A 14,384-nucleotide genomic window follows, 5' to 3' on the forward strand; every position below is an offset into this window, starting at 1 on the left:
ATTGAAAATGTTATTTTTTTATTACGTTTATAAAACGTCTTATATTATTCTCGTATTATCAAGAGGGGTGGAGAAATGAAACGAGGGATGAAAGTTGGAGATACAGCTGTTGTGGAGGCGGTTGTCACTCCTGATATGTTTGCGCAATTTGAAGGCCATGTCGTTCATCCGGTTTATTCGACGGTTTCGATGGTGTATCACATGGAATGGGCATCGCGAAAAATTATATTGCCGTATCTTGAAGATCATGAGGAAGGAATGGGGGCAGCTGTTTTTGTTAAGCATGTGGCCCCAACTCTGGAGGGATCGACGGTAACCGTTACGGCCACGGTAACGGAGCTTCGCGATCATGTTGTGATGACGAAGGTGGAAGCGAAAAATGGCGAAAGATTGATTGGTGTGGGCGAGGTCAAGCAAGTCATTTTGCCAAAGGAAAAAATTAAGGAGATGCTTCAAGCGACACTACATTCATAGGAGGAAGAGGGAATGAATGCGGTTACAAATGAATGGAAATCCATTGATTTATTTACACAAATGAAGGAGCATGAGCAAGTCATTTTTTGCAATGACGAACAAACAGGCTTGAAAGCGATTATTGCCATTCATAATACGACGTTAGGGCCGGCTCTCGGTGGCTGTCGTATGCAGCCGTACCCTACTGTTGATGCAGCGCTTTTTGATGTGCTTCGCCTTTCAAAAGGAATGACGTATAAATGCATTGCGGCCGATGTCGATTTTGGTGGAGGAAAGGCGGTTATCATTGGTGATCCGAATAAAGATAAAACACCGGAATTGTTTCGAGCGCTGGGCCAGTTTGTTGAATCGTTAAACGGTCGTTTCTATACAGGAACAGATATGGGGACAACTCCAGAAGATTTCGTACATGCGATGAAGGAAACGGACTGTATCGTCGGTGTGCCGCAAGAGTATGGCGGAAGCGGTGACTCCTCCGTTCCGACAGCGTTGGGTGTGATTTACGGCCTGCAAGCGACGAACAAAGCGTTATGGGGAAGCGACGACCTCCAAGGCAAAACGTATGCGATTCAAGGGCTTGGCAAGGTTGGTTATAAGGTGGCAGAGCAGCTGTTAGAAAAAGGTGCCAACCTTTATGTTTGCGACATTAACCAAGCGGCTGTTGATTCGATTGTTTCCTATGCGAAAGAAATCGGCGGCTCGGTAAAAGTGGTACAAGGTGACGAAATATACCGAACCGATGCGGATGTGTTTGTGCCATGTGCTTTTGGAAATGTTGTCAACGACGACACCATTGATGCATTTAAAGTAAGAGCCATTGTCGGTTCTGCCAATAACCAATTGCTTGATGTACGGCATGGTCAGATGCTGCAAGAAAGAGGCATTTTATACGCGCCGGATTATATTGTCAATGCAGGTGGCCTCATTCAAGTATCGGATGAATTATACGGCCCAAATAAAGAACGCGTGCTGCAAAAGACGAAAGCGATTTATTCGACGCTTCTTGATATTTATACACAAGCGGAAAATGAACAACTTACAACGATCGAAGCTGCGAACCGCTTCTGTGAAAAGCGGCTGGAAATGCGAAGCAGAAGAAACAATTTCTTCTCTCATAAAAAGCGTCCGAAATGGGATATTCGTCTGTAAATAATGAAGAAAAGAGGGTGATGGGATGGAACAGCAATTTCCAATGATTCAAGTGATGAATAACGATGGGGAACTTGTAATGACAGAATACCGTGAACAAATCACAAAAGAATTGGCCATGACCTTTTACCGCCATTTAATGCGCACAAGAACGTTCGACCGCAAATGTGTCAGCCTTCAGCGGCAAGGACGAATCGGAACGTATGCGCCGTATGAAGGACAAGAGGCAGCGCAAGTCGGCAGTGCGCTCGCGCTAAAGGATGATGATTGGTTGTTTCCGACCTATCGCGATCATGGGGCAACGATGACGTTTGGCCATTCGTTAACCCGCATTTTGCTGTATTGGAGAGGCCGAAACGAAGGGTGCGTTCCGCCAAACGGCAAGAAAATCTTCCCGCCAAGCGTGCCGATTGCGACGCAATTGCCGCATGCAGCGGGTGCAGCGTATGCAGAAAAAAGAAAAGGAACAAAAAATGCGGCCATCGTTTATTTTGGAGACGGAGCGACATCGGAAGGAGATTTCCATGAAGGTTTAAATATTGCCAGCGTCTTTCAAGCGCCCGTTGTCTTCTTCAATCAAAATAATCAATATGCGATTTCTGTGCCGATAACAAAACAAATGAATTCGCAAACGATCGCGCAAAAAGCATTAGCATACAATATTCCGGGTGTTCGCGTCGACGGAAATGATGTGTTCGCGGTATATTTTGAAACACAGAAAGCGCTTGAACGGGCAAGAAATGGTGAAGGACCAACGCTCATTGAAGCAATCACATGGAGATATGGGGCACATACAACAGCGGATGATCCGACAAAATACCGCAATCAAGATGAAAGCAAAAAGCGTCGCGAGCTGGCTGATCCAATCCAGCGTCTTGAGCGATTCATGAAACGAGAAGGCTTTTGGGATGAAACGTGGGCACAATCGGTTCAAGAAGAAGTGGGCCGGGAAGTCGAGCAAGCAATAACAGAAATGGAAAACTACCCAGAAGCCAAATCGGACGATATGTTTGATTACGTATTCGCTCAGCCAACGTGGACGATTGAACAACAAAAGAATGAATATAATGCATGGAAACGGGGGAGTATCCGATGACAATGGCGGTTAAAACAAATACGTTGACGCTTGTTCAGGCAGTGACAGATGCGATGCGGACCATGTTGCGTGAACGGGATGATGTCCTTGTGCTTGGAGAAGATGTCGGCAAAAACGGCGGAGTATTCCGCGCCACTGACGGGCTGCAAGCGGAATTTGGAGAAGATCGGGTGATCGACACGCCATTAAGTGAAGCGGGATTTACGGGCGCGGCCATCGGCATGGCGGTTAACGGATTCCGACCGATTGTTGAAATTCAATTTTTAGGATTTATTTATCCAGCCTATGAACAAATTATGACGCATGCATCTCGAATCCGTTCGCGGACAATGGGACATTTTACGGTGCCAATAGTCATTCGTGCGCCGTATGGGGCGGGAGTGCGCGCACCCGAAATCCACTGTGATAGCACCGAAGCCCTATTTACCCATATGCCGGGAATCAAAGTCGTTTGCCCATCGACTCCGTATGATGCAAAAGGGTTGCTGATCGCGGCTATCGAGGATCCGGATCCCGTTTTATTTTTAGAACCGATGAGATGCTATCGTTCATCTCGCGAGGAAGTGCCGGAAGGAAAATATACGATTGAGATTGGCAAAGGAAAAAAGTTGCGTGAAGGGGACGATGTGACGGTTATCGCTTGGGGAGCGATGGTGCCGGTAGCCATGAAAGCAGCGGAGGAAGCGGCGAAAAAAGGTATTCAAGCCGATGTCATTGATTTACGCACCCTTTATCCGCTTGATCGGGATCTCATCGCCGAATCAGTACAAAAAACAGGGCGCACGGTCATCGTTCAGGAAGCGCACGCGACAGGCGGAGTGGCCAACGATATCGTCTCAATTATCAACGATACATCATTCTTGTATCAAAAAGCGCCCGTTGAGCGAGTGACGGGTTTTGATGTCCCTGTGCCGTTTTTCGCGCTTGAGGATTACTATTTGCCGACACCAGAACGGGTATTGCACGCAATTGAGAAAGCAGTGAAGTTTTAGTTGGAGGGGGTATAGGAAATGTTGGAAGTCAAGCTTCACGATATTGGTGAAGGAATGACCGAAGCGGTTGTCATCCATTATTTTGTCAAAAAAGGCGATGATGTAAAAGTCGATCAGCCGCTTGTCGAGGTGCAAACGGATAAAATGGTGGCCGAAATTCCTTCGCCAGCGGCGGGGACCGTCCTTGACATTTTCGTTCCAGAAGGTCAAACAATCGCGGTCGGAACGACATTGTTGTCTTTGCAGACGGAAGCGGTTGGACATGAGCAAGCGAAGGAGCAGGCTGCTGTGACGGTCGAAGCGGAAGTCGAAATTGAAAGCGAACCAGTCATAGGCGATCCTGCCAGAACAAATGAAAGCAAAACAAAACCACAACGAATTCTTGCTTCGCCATACACAAGAAAAATTGCGCGTGAGCATGGCATAGATTTATCTCTTATTCAAGGAACAGGACCAGCAGGACGCATTACTGATGAAGATGTGTATCGCTATCTTCAAGGGCAACAAGCGCCAACACAACAAGAACAAGCAACACAGCTAGTTGCTCCAGCGGCCGAACGCGAGCCTGCGTCCGTTACGGTGACAAAAGAAGAAACGAAAGAGGAAATGATCATTCCGTTCCGTGGCCGCCGCAAGCAAATCGCGAAAAAAATGACGCAATCGCTCTTTACCATTCCGCATTGCACGCATTTTGAAGAAATCGATGTAACGGAGCTTATTGCGTTGCGCGAGGAATTAAAGGAACATAATATGAACATTTCGGCAACAGCGTTTTTCATTAAAGCGCTCTCGTTGGCGCTGAAACAGTTCCCGATTTTCAATGCAAAGCTTGATGAGGAAAACGAATGCATCCGCCTTGAGAAAGAACATCACTTTGGCATTGCGGTTGACACAGAAGAAGGATTGATTGTTCCGGTCATTAAAAATATCGAAAAGAAATCGTTGCGCCAAATTCATGAAGAAGCGAAAGCGTTGACAAAGAAGGCGATGGAAAATCAATTGTCATTAGCTGAAATGACAGGCGGAACGTTTACGATCAGCAATGTCGGCCCGCTTGGAGGAAGCATTGGGGCAACGCCAATCATTAACTATCCGGAAGTGGCGCTTGTCGCGTTCCATAAAACGAAAAAACGCCCTGTCGTACTGGAAAATGATGAAATTGCTGTGCGCTCGATGATGAATCTTTCGATGTCGTTCGATCATCGCGTTGCCGACGGAGCGACAGCGGTCGCATTTACGAATTATTTTGCCAAACTAATCGAAAATCCGAAATTGATGTTGATGGAGTTGATCTAAATGGTCGTAGGAGAGCTTGCTCACGAACGTGATGTCGTTATCATCGGCGCGGGTCCTGGGGGATATCATGCGGCGATTCGCGCCGCACAGCTTGGACTCACCGTCACATTAGTCGAAAAAGAGGAGCTTGGTGGCGTTTGTCTAAATAAAGGATGTATTCCATCGAAAGTGTTTGCTCACGCGGCGCAAAGCATGACCAGCGTTCAGCACATGAATGACATGGGGATCGAATGGGCTCATGTGGCTTTCCATCCTGGAAAGCTTCAACAATATAAAACAAAAGTGATGAGTCAGTTGCGTCAAGGTGTGGAGGCGCTCTGCAAAGCAAACAAAATTGAAGTCATTAAAGGAACGGCTTCCTTTTTAGCGGAGGATCGGATCGGGGTGGAAAAGGGGGATGCGTTTGATGTGTACCGATTCCGATATGCGATGATCGCCACTGGCGCTTCGCTCGTTTCGCCAGCTTCGATCCATGTGGACCACAAGCGCGTGTTGAACGCCTACTCCATTTATGGATTAGAAGAGCTTCCAGAGTATCTTGTCGTCTATGGCAGTGATTATATAGCGCTTGAAGTGGCAACAAGCTTTCGTGCCTTTGGCGTCAATGTGTCGCTTATTTTAGAAGCCGATGATTTCGCTTTCGATTCTTCGATTAACCGCGAATTGCAGCGTTTGCTTAAAAAAATGAAAGTAAAAGTCTATAAGAATAGCCGATTGATCAAAGCAGCGAACGATGGCGAACAAGTGACGGTTTCCTTGTCTGTGAAGGAGCAGGAAACAGTGACGATTGAGGGGTCTCATCTGTTTGTTTCGTGCCGTTTGCAAGCGAATATCGAAGAATTGGGCATTGAACGTCTTGATCTAGAGCGGACAGAAGAGGGATTTATTCGCGTGGATGCCCAGTCTCGAACAACGTTGCCGCATATTTTTGCCGTGGGGGATGTGACAGGCGGACCAGCGCTTGCTGTCAAAGCGATTAAGCAAGGGAAAGTAGCGGCGGAAACGATGGCAGGAAAGCAATCAGAAGCAGATACGACGTTTTTGCCGACGATCGTTCATTCGATTCCGCCGATTGCCAGCGTCGGGCTGACGGAAGAAGAAGCCAAAGAGCAATATAAAGACGTTCGCATTGGACAGTTTCCGCTCACTGGAAACGGCTATGCAAGCATCATCGGACAAAAAGATGGCTTTATTAAAGTGATCAGCGATGCCGACAGTGAAATGGTACTCGGTGTCCATATGATGGGGGCTGGGACGATTGAACTCATTTCAAGCGGAGTGATCGGACTTGAAATGGTAGGCCGTGAGGAAGATTGGAAGTTTCCACTTTATCCGCATCCAAGTATCAATGAAGGTTTATTGGAAGCAGTTGAAGCGCTGGGTGCTGAAGCGATTCACCTTCCACCGCTGAAACAAAAAGGAGCGGTCTCAAGCTGAGACGGCTCCTTCAAAAATATCACGATGATGTTTTAAAAGAGTTTGTTGCACTTTAGCGAGAGAAGGTGCTCCGTTTTCAAATGTATATGAACCAAGACGAACCAAAGAGTATTCATTGCCAGGATCGAAAACAACTTCGACAACCTCTTCACTTCCGTCCTTCATTTCTTGAATAAAACCGATATCCGATACCTTTACATCTACTTTTTTATATTTTTGCAATAATACATGATACCCTTTTTTTAGCTCTTCCGTAAAAATGGCTTCCGTGCTGATCAATTCATGAACAACCATTGTTCAACTCCCCCGATTTTCTAAAAATGATCCATAGAGAATATACGACTAATCTATAAAAACATGAATCCCGTTTCGCTAACGTTCACAAAATCGTCATATCTATTTGAACGTTATGTGACAGACTGTTTTTGTCTTTTATATTCAAACGATGTGGAACTAGATAGATTCAGATTGAAAAAATGGACGTCAATAAAAAAGCGAAAATATTTCAAGGGATGGAAAGCATGACGGAAAAGTGACCAGATGATCAGCTGATTTTGCCGAGCGTTTTCGTTATACGGATCCGTGATGACAACGACTTTCGAAAACGGCCTAAAGTTTTATCATACAAGAACATGTTAATCTACATTAACAGGCGAGTGATGAAGCTAAAATTCAATGTATTTATAAATTTTATAAATAAGGAAAATTTTGATATAATCACAAAGAAATAGAGAGTGATCGTTTTGGCTAGAAGGAGAGAATCGAATCGTAAGAATGTGAGAAGGAAAGGAGAAGCTCATAAATGTAGCGGGCAACGCTTCATGTATTGGAGCGGGACGCGGGGGAGGTTCATTGGTTGAAAAATGGGATCCTGCATCGATGATTTCTCATGTTTGATTGAATACGGGCAAGAAAACGTTCGGAGAGAAGGAGAAGAATGGAGATTACGCTCATTCGTCACGGAAAATCTGCGTGGCAGGAAAAGAAGCGATGGATGAATTCCGCGCAGTTTTCTCAATGGATTGCCGCGTATGACGCCGCAGGCATATGTCAAGATCATCTGCCTCCAAGCGAGACAGTGAAGAAAGCTCGGAAGGCCCGCGTTTTCATTACAAGCGCATTGCCGCGTGCTGTTCAATCAGCTGAACATCTTTCTCCTTTGTGTGCGGTGGAAAAAAACGAACTATTTCGCGAGGCAGAATTGCCTGTTCCATTTTCTTCTATCCGTTTTTGGCGGCTTCCTGTATCTTTATGGTTGGTGCTGGCGAGAATTTGTTGGTTTTGCGGGTATTCTCTCGGGGTGGAATCCTATTCACAAGCAGTGATTCGTGCTGAGAGGGCTTCCCAGCTTCTCGTGGAGTATGCGAAAGTTCACGAAACGGTAGTCGTTGTTGGGCATGGCTGGTTTCACAAGCTAGTAGGAAGACAATTGATAAAAAAGGGATGGAAATGTTGTACAAGCAAGAGCACTTCTTATTGGCATGCCTGTACATATATTGCAGAATAAATGCTTTGATCCTTTATCTTTCATTCACATATTTTCCCTAATTCTGTCATAAAAATGAATCAGAAATGCAGAACGGGAGAGGGGAAAGTGCGTGAGGGAGAACGAAAGCCATCATGAAGAGACAAGCGAACAAGAACAAGTGAGTCAAGAAGAAGCGGTGCCATCGCGCCAAAGGATGCGAAAGCAGATGGTGTGGCACAAACGCTATCGAGCGTTTTTATGGGCTGCGATTTTGGGGGGTGTTTTTTGTTTTTTTATTGGTGTGATGATGAAAGGGTATGCTGCACTAAAAAATGAAATGAGCAAGGAAGCAGCCGTTCATCAATTTGAACAAGCGCTTAAAAAGAAAGATGTGCGCACATTGAAAAACTATATTCGGAGCGAGGAAATCACGGTGAACGAAAAAACGTTGGCCCCCTTGTTCACATATGTCGATCAGCACCCAAAGGCATATGAGATGCTTGAACGTGATTGGGAACGGCAATGGAACGAAAAGCATGTCTATATAAAAGGGCTGACATCCATACCGCCCATTTTTACGATGAAGGTGTATGAAAAACAATTTTTTTTGTTTCACCAATACGTGTTTGAGCCGACTCTTTATTCGTTTGTTATTCGTCAAGAAGAGGAGGCTACGGTGCTTGTGGATGGTAAAGCCGTTCAAGGCCAACCGACAAAAGAACCGTTTGTGAAGAAGTACGGCCCTTATTTTCCTGGCCTGTACACAGTAACGATAACGACTAAAAAGGAAACGAAAACAAAAAAAGTGGTTTTATTTGGCGGCAAGCGAGTACATGAGATCCAATTTTGAGAGAGGGAGATCCATCAAAAGGGATCTCCTTCAATACGTAAAAACAGCATGAACAATAGCGGTAATCGTCACATCCTGTGTTTGAATCGGCGGGGCGGCAGATGCGGCGAGAACGGTCGTTCGCGGCTGTGGGGAAGGATGAAGCGAAGAGATGGTTTGCTCTTTTAATTCGATGGGGGTGTCGTGTAAAGGAAGGCTGAGCGTGCGGGCAAGAACGATCGCTTTTTCTTGAGCATTTTTGACAGCGAGAGCGAGAGCTTGCTGATAATAGGGCTGTTCATGCGCGAGTTTAAATTGCAGTTCGCGGGCGATATTGGCTCCGTTCGTTACAGCCGCTTCGTAAATCATGCCGACCGTTTTTACATCTTTCACTGTAATTTCAAAAAGATGTTCGACCTCATATCCTGCTAACACCGCGATATTGTTTGTATACGTATATTTTGGATAAATTGAAAACGAGATCGTATCGATTTCTTCCTTATGAATGCCGATCGCTTCGAGCGCTTGAATCATGGCGTTTACCCGCTTCGAGTTGCTGGACAACGCTTCAAGTGCGTTTGTATGTTCTGTGCGAATACCAAGTGTGATCGTTACAGTATCCGGCTTCACATAAAGAATGCCTTGACCAGTGACGGTGATCGTTCGCGAGCGTGGGGCGGCTCCCGGTACGGAAGGTGTGGCGTAATATGAATACGGGTGAGCATCATGCATAAGAACACCTTCTTTCCTCTATGCTGCGTTGCGGTGGTCGTCATCTTCAAGCGCATACCAATAATAGATGCGCGGCAATCTAAAATAACACCAATATTCTTGTAACAACGTCAAGCCAACAAATGCACACATTTGCCAATCAATATATTTCATTTTCAATTCTTCATCTCCTTCATTGGCAATCCTTGCTATAGTCAGCATATTCAGGCTTGAAGTTGTCTTATGACTTTCGAAAATGAAACAAAAATCGCAGTTGCTTCGTATCAAAGGAGAGGACATGGTATAATATCAATAATCCATTTATTTAAGGAAGGGATAAAAATGAAACGATTGTTGATGACCCTTTGGCGGTGGTTTGTTTCGTGGAACGTCGGTTTTATAACAGCCACGATCGTTTTCTTTCTTCTTGATTATCAATTTTTTCTTTCATTTATATCAGGAACAGCTGCTATGGTGCTTACCTCTTTCTGTATGAAATGGAGATCGCAGCGAATTCATGCCGGCGATCTCTTAAAAGAAGAAAAAGACTATATACGTACACAACTTGCAGAAGCGCGAAAAAAATGGAGAAGAATGCGGCGGGCGCGTTTAAAGATTCGATCAATGGTGATGTGGCAGCGGATATCACACATTAGTGCTACCGTGGATAAAATGATTCAAGCGGTTGAACGGCAGCCGCAAAAGTTTCGCGTCGCTCAGTCATTTTTCATCCAAGAGCTGGATTCGGCAGTGACGATGATTGAAAAGTATGCTTATCTTATTCACCAACCTGTTCGCAGTGAAGAAATGAAGGAAGCGCTGCGCAAGACGGAAAAGCTTTTAGAAGAACTGGAGAGCTCAGCTGAACAGCAGCTTTTGGAGATCCTTTCGGATGATGTGTTCGATTTAAAAATTGAAGCCAAGCTGCTAGAGCAATCGCTTCTTGAAGAACAAAACAAACCAAAAAACACAGAGTGGAGAGAGGAGAAAAAGTATGAAACCGTCCGATAACGAAGCAAAGAACGAACTTCGCGAGCAAGATTGGACAAGCTCGCTTGATTCGCTCCTCGAAAATCCTTTCTCTTTGCCTGCGGAACAAAAGGCAGGATCTGTTGAAGAAGAGCGACCAAACAAGCTGATTGATTCACTTAAGCAGGAACATCGTGAAAAAGCGCTTCAGCTTGCCAAGCAAATTGATCCGAGCAATCAGCAGGCGATCGTTCAGTACGGAGTAGCTGCGCAAGCAGAGCTGTCAAAGTTTTCGCATACCATTTTAAATCATGTTCAGGCAAAAGATGCAGGACCTGTTGGCGAAGTGATCAGCTCGCTGATGACCAAAATTAAAGAAGTTCGCCCAGATGATTTGTTACCGGAGAAAAAAGGCTTCTTGTCGCGGATTTTTGGCTCTGTATCTAAATCGCTTCAAGGGATGGTAGCGAAATATCAAAAAATCGGTGTGGAGATTGATAAAATTGCGGATCAGCTGGAAAGGCATCGTCAGTTGCTATTTCGCGACATTATGATGCTGGAAACGTTATATGAGAAGAACAAAGAATATTTTGATGCGCTCAACATTTATATTGCGGCAGCCGAATGGAAGCTTGAGGAATTGCGAACCGTGCTCATTCCAGAAAAAAAGGCGAAAGCTCAACAATCAGGAAATCAAATGGAAATGCAGGAAGTCAATGATTTATTGCAGTTTGCTGACCGTTTAGAAAAGCGGATTCATGATTTAAAGTTAAGCAGACAAGTCACCATTCAAACGGCGCCACAAATCCGGATGATTCAGCATATGAACCAAACGTTGGTCGAACGAATCCAATCTTCTATTCTCACAGCCATTCCATTATGGAAAAATCAAGTCGTGATCGCATTGACGCTCTTTCGTCAGCAAAAAGCTGTACAAGCGCAAAAGCAAGTAGCGGAAACGACCAACCATCTATTGCTCCGGAATTCAGAAATGCTGAAAACGAACAGCATTGAAGTGGCGAAAGAAAATGAACGCGGCTTGATTGATATTGAAACGCTAAAGAAGACACAGGAAAACCTCATTACCACATTAGAGGAGACGCTCAAAATTCAACAGGAAGGGCGAGTGAAGCGCCAGCAAGTAGAGCGAGAGCTTGTGAATATGGAGGAACAGCTCAAGCAAACATTGTTATCATTAAAACGAGAGGAATAATCAAAAAAGCTGACCGCATTTATAACGATGGTCAGCTTTTTGGGTTTTTATGATTTGGGTCCAATTCTTCTGCCGTTTCCATTTGTACAGAAGGAATCAAAGGCTTAGCCGGACGTTCTTCGGCGACTTTGCCATCGCGCAATACGATTTGCTGCATATAGGCGTGAAAAGGCGCTTCACCAAGAGCAACAAGCAACGCTGTGAAAAATGAGGCATTCAATACCGCGGCAGAGGCGGTATAAAAGCTGCCAACTCCTATCCATAGTCCAAAAAAGACAAGGCCAAAATCGGCAATCGTTGCTGACAGATTCCCAAAACGCGTTAAAATCCATAAATCGCCAATTGCATAGGCAAAGCATGTCATCACAAGGCTCAGCCATAAAAGCTCTGCTGTGGATACTCTCAGAAATAAAGGAATAATCGAAAAAAATATGGTTGTAAGTAAAATGTACTTGATCACAAGAGAAAGAATATGCTTCATTGATAAACGCCTTCCTTTTATATGAATTATTCCGCAGGACGATTCGGTCCGTTCAGCTTCTTATCCCCGTACCCTGTCTTTTTCGGTTGGGAATGGGATGGATCAGGTTGTTTGCGACTTTTATTGTGTGAAGAGTGTGTCATGTGCTCGCCACCTTTTTAACCATATTTCATGCCATCGTTAGTTTGGCCTATTTTCTCCAGTTTATTACAACCATAACGTTTCTTTTTTATTTTCTTTTACGTTTACATTTAAGAATGAATCGCGAGGAATGGCTCAAAATAGAAGGTGAGTAACGGTTGAGTACACTGTCCATCTCGATGATGAAGGAGGAAGTTAGTATGGCTGAAAAGGGACAAGGTGATTTTAAAAGAACGGAAGAGATTCAGAGTAAGGAAGCTAATGACCGAAGATCTTTAGGATTTTCAGAAACTCATGAACAAGTGAGTGATGTATATATGGAAGGAACAATCGATGAGGTGTCAGAAGAAGAGTAAAGTGTTATCGTTAGGATAAGTTATGTCACATTTTATAACATTATTTGTTTTTTTATAAGGGAGACATAATGGATTATGAGTTGACACGTAATGAATAAATACAACTGAAAGGTTGAATAGACGATAACTGTAAAAATACACCGTCTCAGAAAATTCTGGTGACTTGTTTTCGTTGCACATTTCTATGGCGAAGGTGGGAAACAATGGACCGTTATTCACGTTTCTGTGAGCGGCATTGTTCATGTAGGCCGACGCTCCAAGCATGTTAGGTTCCTCATCGATTATCATGTCAAAAGAACGCCTTGTTGGAGGCGTTCTTTTTTATGTAATAATAATTTACAAAAAAATTAAAAATGTAATCGTTTTCTCAAAAAATAATGGTTGCTACCGCGAAGTATATGTAATATATTATAACGTATATATGTTATGTATAATAACAAAAGAGAAGGGGAGATGAAGATGAGTCCAAAAGAAATATCGTTAGCGCTTGACTCATTATGGGTCATGATGGGGGCTGTATTAGTGATTGGAATGCAAGCGGGATTTGCTCTATTAGAAGCAGGATCGACGAGAATGAAAAATTCGGGCCATGTTGCCGGAAAACAAATTTTAAGCTTTTCCATTGCTTCTTTGGCGTTTTGGGCGTTTGGTTTTGCGATTACATTTGGAACTGGTAACAGTTTTATTGGAACAGAAGGATGGTTTTTAAAAGAAGGAGATGGAACATTTGATGCGTTATCGTGGGCAAATGTACCTCTGGCATTGAAGTTTTTATTCCAGCTTGGATTTGCAGGAGTATCGCTGGCGATTGCTTGGGGAGGTTTTGCGGAACGGGCGAAGCTGGCCGTGTACTTTATATTCGGAACGATTTTTACCGTATTGATTTATCCGGTGATTGGACACTGGGTATGGGGAGGCGGCTGGCTTGGAGAAATGGGAATGCAGGATTTTGCAGGTTCGACTGTCGTTCATTTGCAGGGAGCTGTTGCCGCGCTGATTGCCACCATTTTGCTTGGGCCTCGTATCGGAAAATTTAATAAGGATAAAACACCAAATGTGATTCCAGGACATAATCAAGTATATACCGTCATTGGCGGCTTTATCTTATGGGTGGGTTGGTTTGGATTTAATGCTGGAAGCACGATGGCTGTAGGAGACGGATTTTTCGGCTATGTCGCTTTGACAACTAATCTAGCAGCTGCAGCTGGAGCCGTAGCGGCGATTGTTACTTCGAAAATTATGATCGGAAAAGCGGATATTCCAGCGATGGTCAATGGTGTTTTAGCGGCTCTTGTTGCGATTACAGCAGCGTGCGCCTTCGTTGAACCATGGGCTGCGGTCGTCATTGGAGCCGTAGCAGGGGCGGTTACATTTTGGACATCTGTATATTTTGAACGAAAAGGAATTGATGATCCGATTTATGCGTTTTCCGTTCATGGCATCGCCGGAGCGATTGGAACGATTTCGACCGGATTTTTTGCTTCACCGCGCTTGGTAGAAATTACTGGAGTGGGAGAAGCGGGGCTTGTTTATGGAGGAGGATTCCATCAATTAATCGTTCAGGTTGTCGGCGTGCTGGGGGCAGCTGTTTATGTTGCAGCGGTGTCATTTATTGTCCTGTTTATTCTTAAGAAAACGATTGGGTTGCGTGTTACGGCAGAGCAAGAAATTTCTGGACTTGATATTAGCGAGCATGGATCATATGGTTATCCAGAGCAATTAGATCCTGTGTTTATCAACCCTTCCACAAAATCAGTGGTTCAACAGTAAAG

At 44.5% G+C, this 14,384-nt stretch carries 16 protein-coding genes; 12 read left to right on the top strand and 4 right to left on the bottom strand.

The window, feature by feature from the left end:
- The first annotated feature begins 75 nt into the window (after positions 1-75).
- From GFC28_RS02090 to lpdA, 6 genes are read left to right on the top strand one after another with little or no spacing between them, the layout of a single operon-like run.
- The gene (locus GFC28_RS02090; RefSeq protein ID WP_044746417.1) at positions 76-474 is read left to right on the top strand and encodes a thioesterase family protein; all 399 of its coding nucleotides are present in this window, start codon (positions 76-78) and stop codon (positions 472-474) included.
- A 12-nt stretch (positions 475-486) separates the two neighbouring features.
- Positions 487-1,623, top strand: coding sequence for a Leu/Phe/Val dehydrogenase (locus tag GFC28_RS02095; protein ID WP_044746418.1), 1,137 nt, complete (start codon positions 487-489; stop codon positions 1,621-1,623).
- A gap of 25 nt (positions 1,624-1,648) precedes the next feature.
- Positions 1,649-2,719 (top strand): pyruvate dehydrogenase (acetyl-transferring) E1 component subunit alpha, encoded by a 1,071-nt coding sequence (pdhA, locus tag GFC28_RS02100; protein WP_044746419.1) that lies wholly within the window; start codon positions 1,649-1,651, stop codon positions 2,717-2,719.
- Positions 2,716-3,711 carry an alpha-ketoacid dehydrogenase subunit beta gene (locus GFC28_RS02105; RefSeq protein ID WP_044746420.1) on the top strand — a complete coding sequence of 332 codons (996 nt, stop codon included), beginning with the start codon at positions 2,716-2,718 and terminating at the stop codon, positions 3,709-3,711. Before pdhA ends, GFC28_RS02105 begins: the two co-directional genes overlap by 4 nt.
- Positions 3,712-3,732: 21 nt before the next feature.
- Positions 3,733-5,007, top strand: coding sequence for a dihydrolipoamide acetyltransferase family protein (locus GFC28_RS02110; protein WP_044746479.1), 1,275 nt, complete (start codon positions 3,733-3,735; stop codon positions 5,005-5,007).
- Complete coding sequence (gene lpdA, locus GFC28_RS02115) at positions 5,008-6,444, top strand: dihydrolipoyl dehydrogenase (RefSeq protein ID WP_044746421.1); 1,437 nt, start codon at positions 5,008-5,010, stop codon at positions 6,442-6,444.
- Here the strand turns inward: lpdA and GFC28_RS02120 are convergent.
- On the bottom strand, positions 6,436-6,738 hold the full coding sequence (locus GFC28_RS02120) for a hypothetical protein (RefSeq protein WP_044746422.1): 303 nt from the start codon (positions 6,736-6,738) through the stop codon (positions 6,436-6,438). The genes lpdA and GFC28_RS02120 overlap by 9 nt on opposite strands.
- 643 nt (positions 6,739-7,381) lie before the next feature.
- Here GFC28_RS02120 and GFC28_RS02125 point away from each other — a divergent pair.
- Together GFC28_RS02125 and GFC28_RS02130 are read left to right on the top strand one after the other, a co-directional pair.
- Positions 7,382-7,951 (top strand): histidine phosphatase family protein, encoded by a 570-nt coding sequence (locus tag GFC28_RS02125; RefSeq protein ID WP_044746423.1) that lies wholly within the window; start codon positions 7,382-7,384, stop codon positions 7,949-7,951.
- Between the two features lie 91 nt (positions 7,952-8,042).
- Entirely contained in the window at positions 8,043-8,762 is a 720-nt protein-coding gene (locus GFC28_RS02130; RefSeq protein ID WP_044746424.1) for a TcaA second domain-containing protein, read from the top strand.
- A 30-nt stretch (positions 8,763-8,792) separates the two neighbouring features.
- Here GFC28_RS02130 and GFC28_RS02135 read toward each other — a convergent pair whose 3' ends face one another.
- A complete protein-coding gene (locus GFC28_RS02135; RefSeq protein ID WP_082063846.1) occupies positions 8,793-9,473 on the bottom strand; it encodes an SIMPL domain-containing protein in 681 nt (226 codons plus the stop codon).
- An 18-nt stretch (positions 9,474-9,491) separates the two neighbouring features.
- Positions 9,492-9,632, bottom strand: coding sequence for a hypothetical protein (locus GFC28_RS19140; RefSeq protein WP_156450522.1), 141 nt, complete (start codon positions 9,630-9,632; stop codon positions 9,492-9,494).
- 162 nt (positions 9,633-9,794) lie between these two features.
- Here GFC28_RS19140 and GFC28_RS02140 point away from each other — a divergent pair, with 162 nt between their 5' ends.
- Together GFC28_RS02140 and GFC28_RS02145 are read left to right on the top strand one after the other, a co-directional pair.
- Positions 9,795-10,463: a 5-bromo-4-chloroindolyl phosphate hydrolysis family protein gene (locus GFC28_RS02140; protein WP_044746425.1), complete on the top strand. Its 669-nt coding sequence runs from the start codon at positions 9,795-9,797 to the stop codon at positions 10,461-10,463.
- On the top strand, positions 10,447-11,634 hold the full coding sequence (locus GFC28_RS02145; protein WP_044746426.1) for a toxic anion resistance protein: 1,188 nt from the start codon (positions 10,447-10,449) through the stop codon (positions 11,632-11,634). Before GFC28_RS02140 ends, GFC28_RS02145 begins: the two co-directional genes overlap by 17 nt.
- A gap of 31 nt (positions 11,635-11,665) precedes the next feature.
- On the opposite strand, the gene GFC28_RS02150 is transcribed toward GFC28_RS02145, so the two are convergent.
- Complete coding sequence (locus GFC28_RS02150) at positions 11,666-12,115, bottom strand: YndM family protein (RefSeq protein ID WP_044746427.1); 450 nt, start codon at positions 12,113-12,115, stop codon at positions 11,666-11,668.
- Between the two features lie 341 nt (positions 12,116-12,456).
- Here GFC28_RS02150 and GFC28_RS18625 point away from each other — a divergent pair, with 341 nt between their 5' ends.
- Positions 12,457-12,612 carry a YozQ family protein gene (locus GFC28_RS18625; protein WP_172798630.1) on the top strand — a complete coding sequence of 52 codons (156 nt, stop codon included), beginning with the start codon at positions 12,457-12,459 and terminating at the stop codon, positions 12,610-12,612.
- A gap of 459 nt (positions 12,613-13,071) precedes the next feature.
- Entirely contained in the window at positions 13,072-14,382 is a 1,311-nt protein-coding gene (locus GFC28_RS02155; RefSeq protein WP_044746428.1) for an ammonium transporter, read from the top strand.
- Positions 14,383-14,384 lie beyond the last annotated feature (2 nt).

It is taken from the genome of Anoxybacillus sp. B2M1, from assembly GCF_001634265.1.
In the GTDB taxonomy this organism is placed as follows: domain Bacteria; phylum Bacillota; class Bacilli; order Bacillales; family Anoxybacillaceae; genus Anoxybacteroides; species Anoxybacteroides rupiense.

Excerpts from the sequence above, each read along its gene's own strand:
- GFC28_RS02090 (WP_044746417.1), top strand. The coding sequence starts at position 76 with ATGAAACGAGGGATGAAAGTTGGAGATACAGCTGTTGTGGAGGCGGTT.
- GFC28_RS02095 (WP_044746418.1), top strand. The coding sequence starts at position 487 with ATGAATGCGGTTACAAATGAATGGAAATCCATTGATTTATTTACACAA.
- pdhA (WP_044746419.1), top strand. The coding sequence starts at position 1,649 with ATGGAACAGCAATTTCCAATGATTCAAGTGATGAATAACGATGGGGAA.
- GFC28_RS02105 (WP_044746420.1), top strand. The coding sequence starts at position 2,716 with ATGACAATGGCGGTTAAAACAAATACGTTGACGCTTGTTCAGGCAGTG.
- lpdA (WP_044746421.1), top strand. The coding sequence starts at position 5,008 with ATGGTCGTAGGAGAGCTTGCTCACGAACGTGATGTCGTTATCATCGGC.
- GFC28_RS02120 (WP_044746422.1), bottom strand. The coding sequence starts at position 6,738 with ATGGTTGTTCATGAATTGATCAGCACGGAAGCCATTTTTACGGAAGAG.
- GFC28_RS02125 (WP_044746423.1), top strand. The coding sequence starts at position 7,382 with ATGGAGATTACGCTCATTCGTCACGGAAAATCTGCGTGGCAGGAAAAG.
- GFC28_RS02135 (WP_082063846.1), bottom strand. The coding sequence starts at position 9,473 with ATGCATGATGCTCACCCGTATTCATATTACGCCACACCTTCCGTACCG.
- GFC28_RS02140 (WP_044746425.1), top strand. The coding sequence starts at position 9,795 with ATGAAACGATTGTTGATGACCCTTTGGCGGTGGTTTGTTTCGTGGAAC.
- GFC28_RS02145 (WP_044746426.1), top strand. The coding sequence starts at position 10,447 with ATGAAACCGTCCGATAACGAAGCAAAGAACGAACTTCGCGAGCAAGAT.
- GFC28_RS02150 (WP_044746427.1), bottom strand. The coding sequence starts at position 12,115 with ATGAAGCATATTCTTTCTCTTGTGATCAAGTACATTTTACTTACAACC.
- GFC28_RS18625 (WP_172798630.1), top strand. The coding sequence starts at position 12,457 with ATGGCTGAAAAGGGACAAGGTGATTTTAAAAGAACGGAAGAGATTCAG.
- GFC28_RS02155 (WP_044746428.1), top strand. The coding sequence starts at position 13,072 with ATGAGTCCAAAAGAAATATCGTTAGCGCTTGACTCATTATGGGTCATG.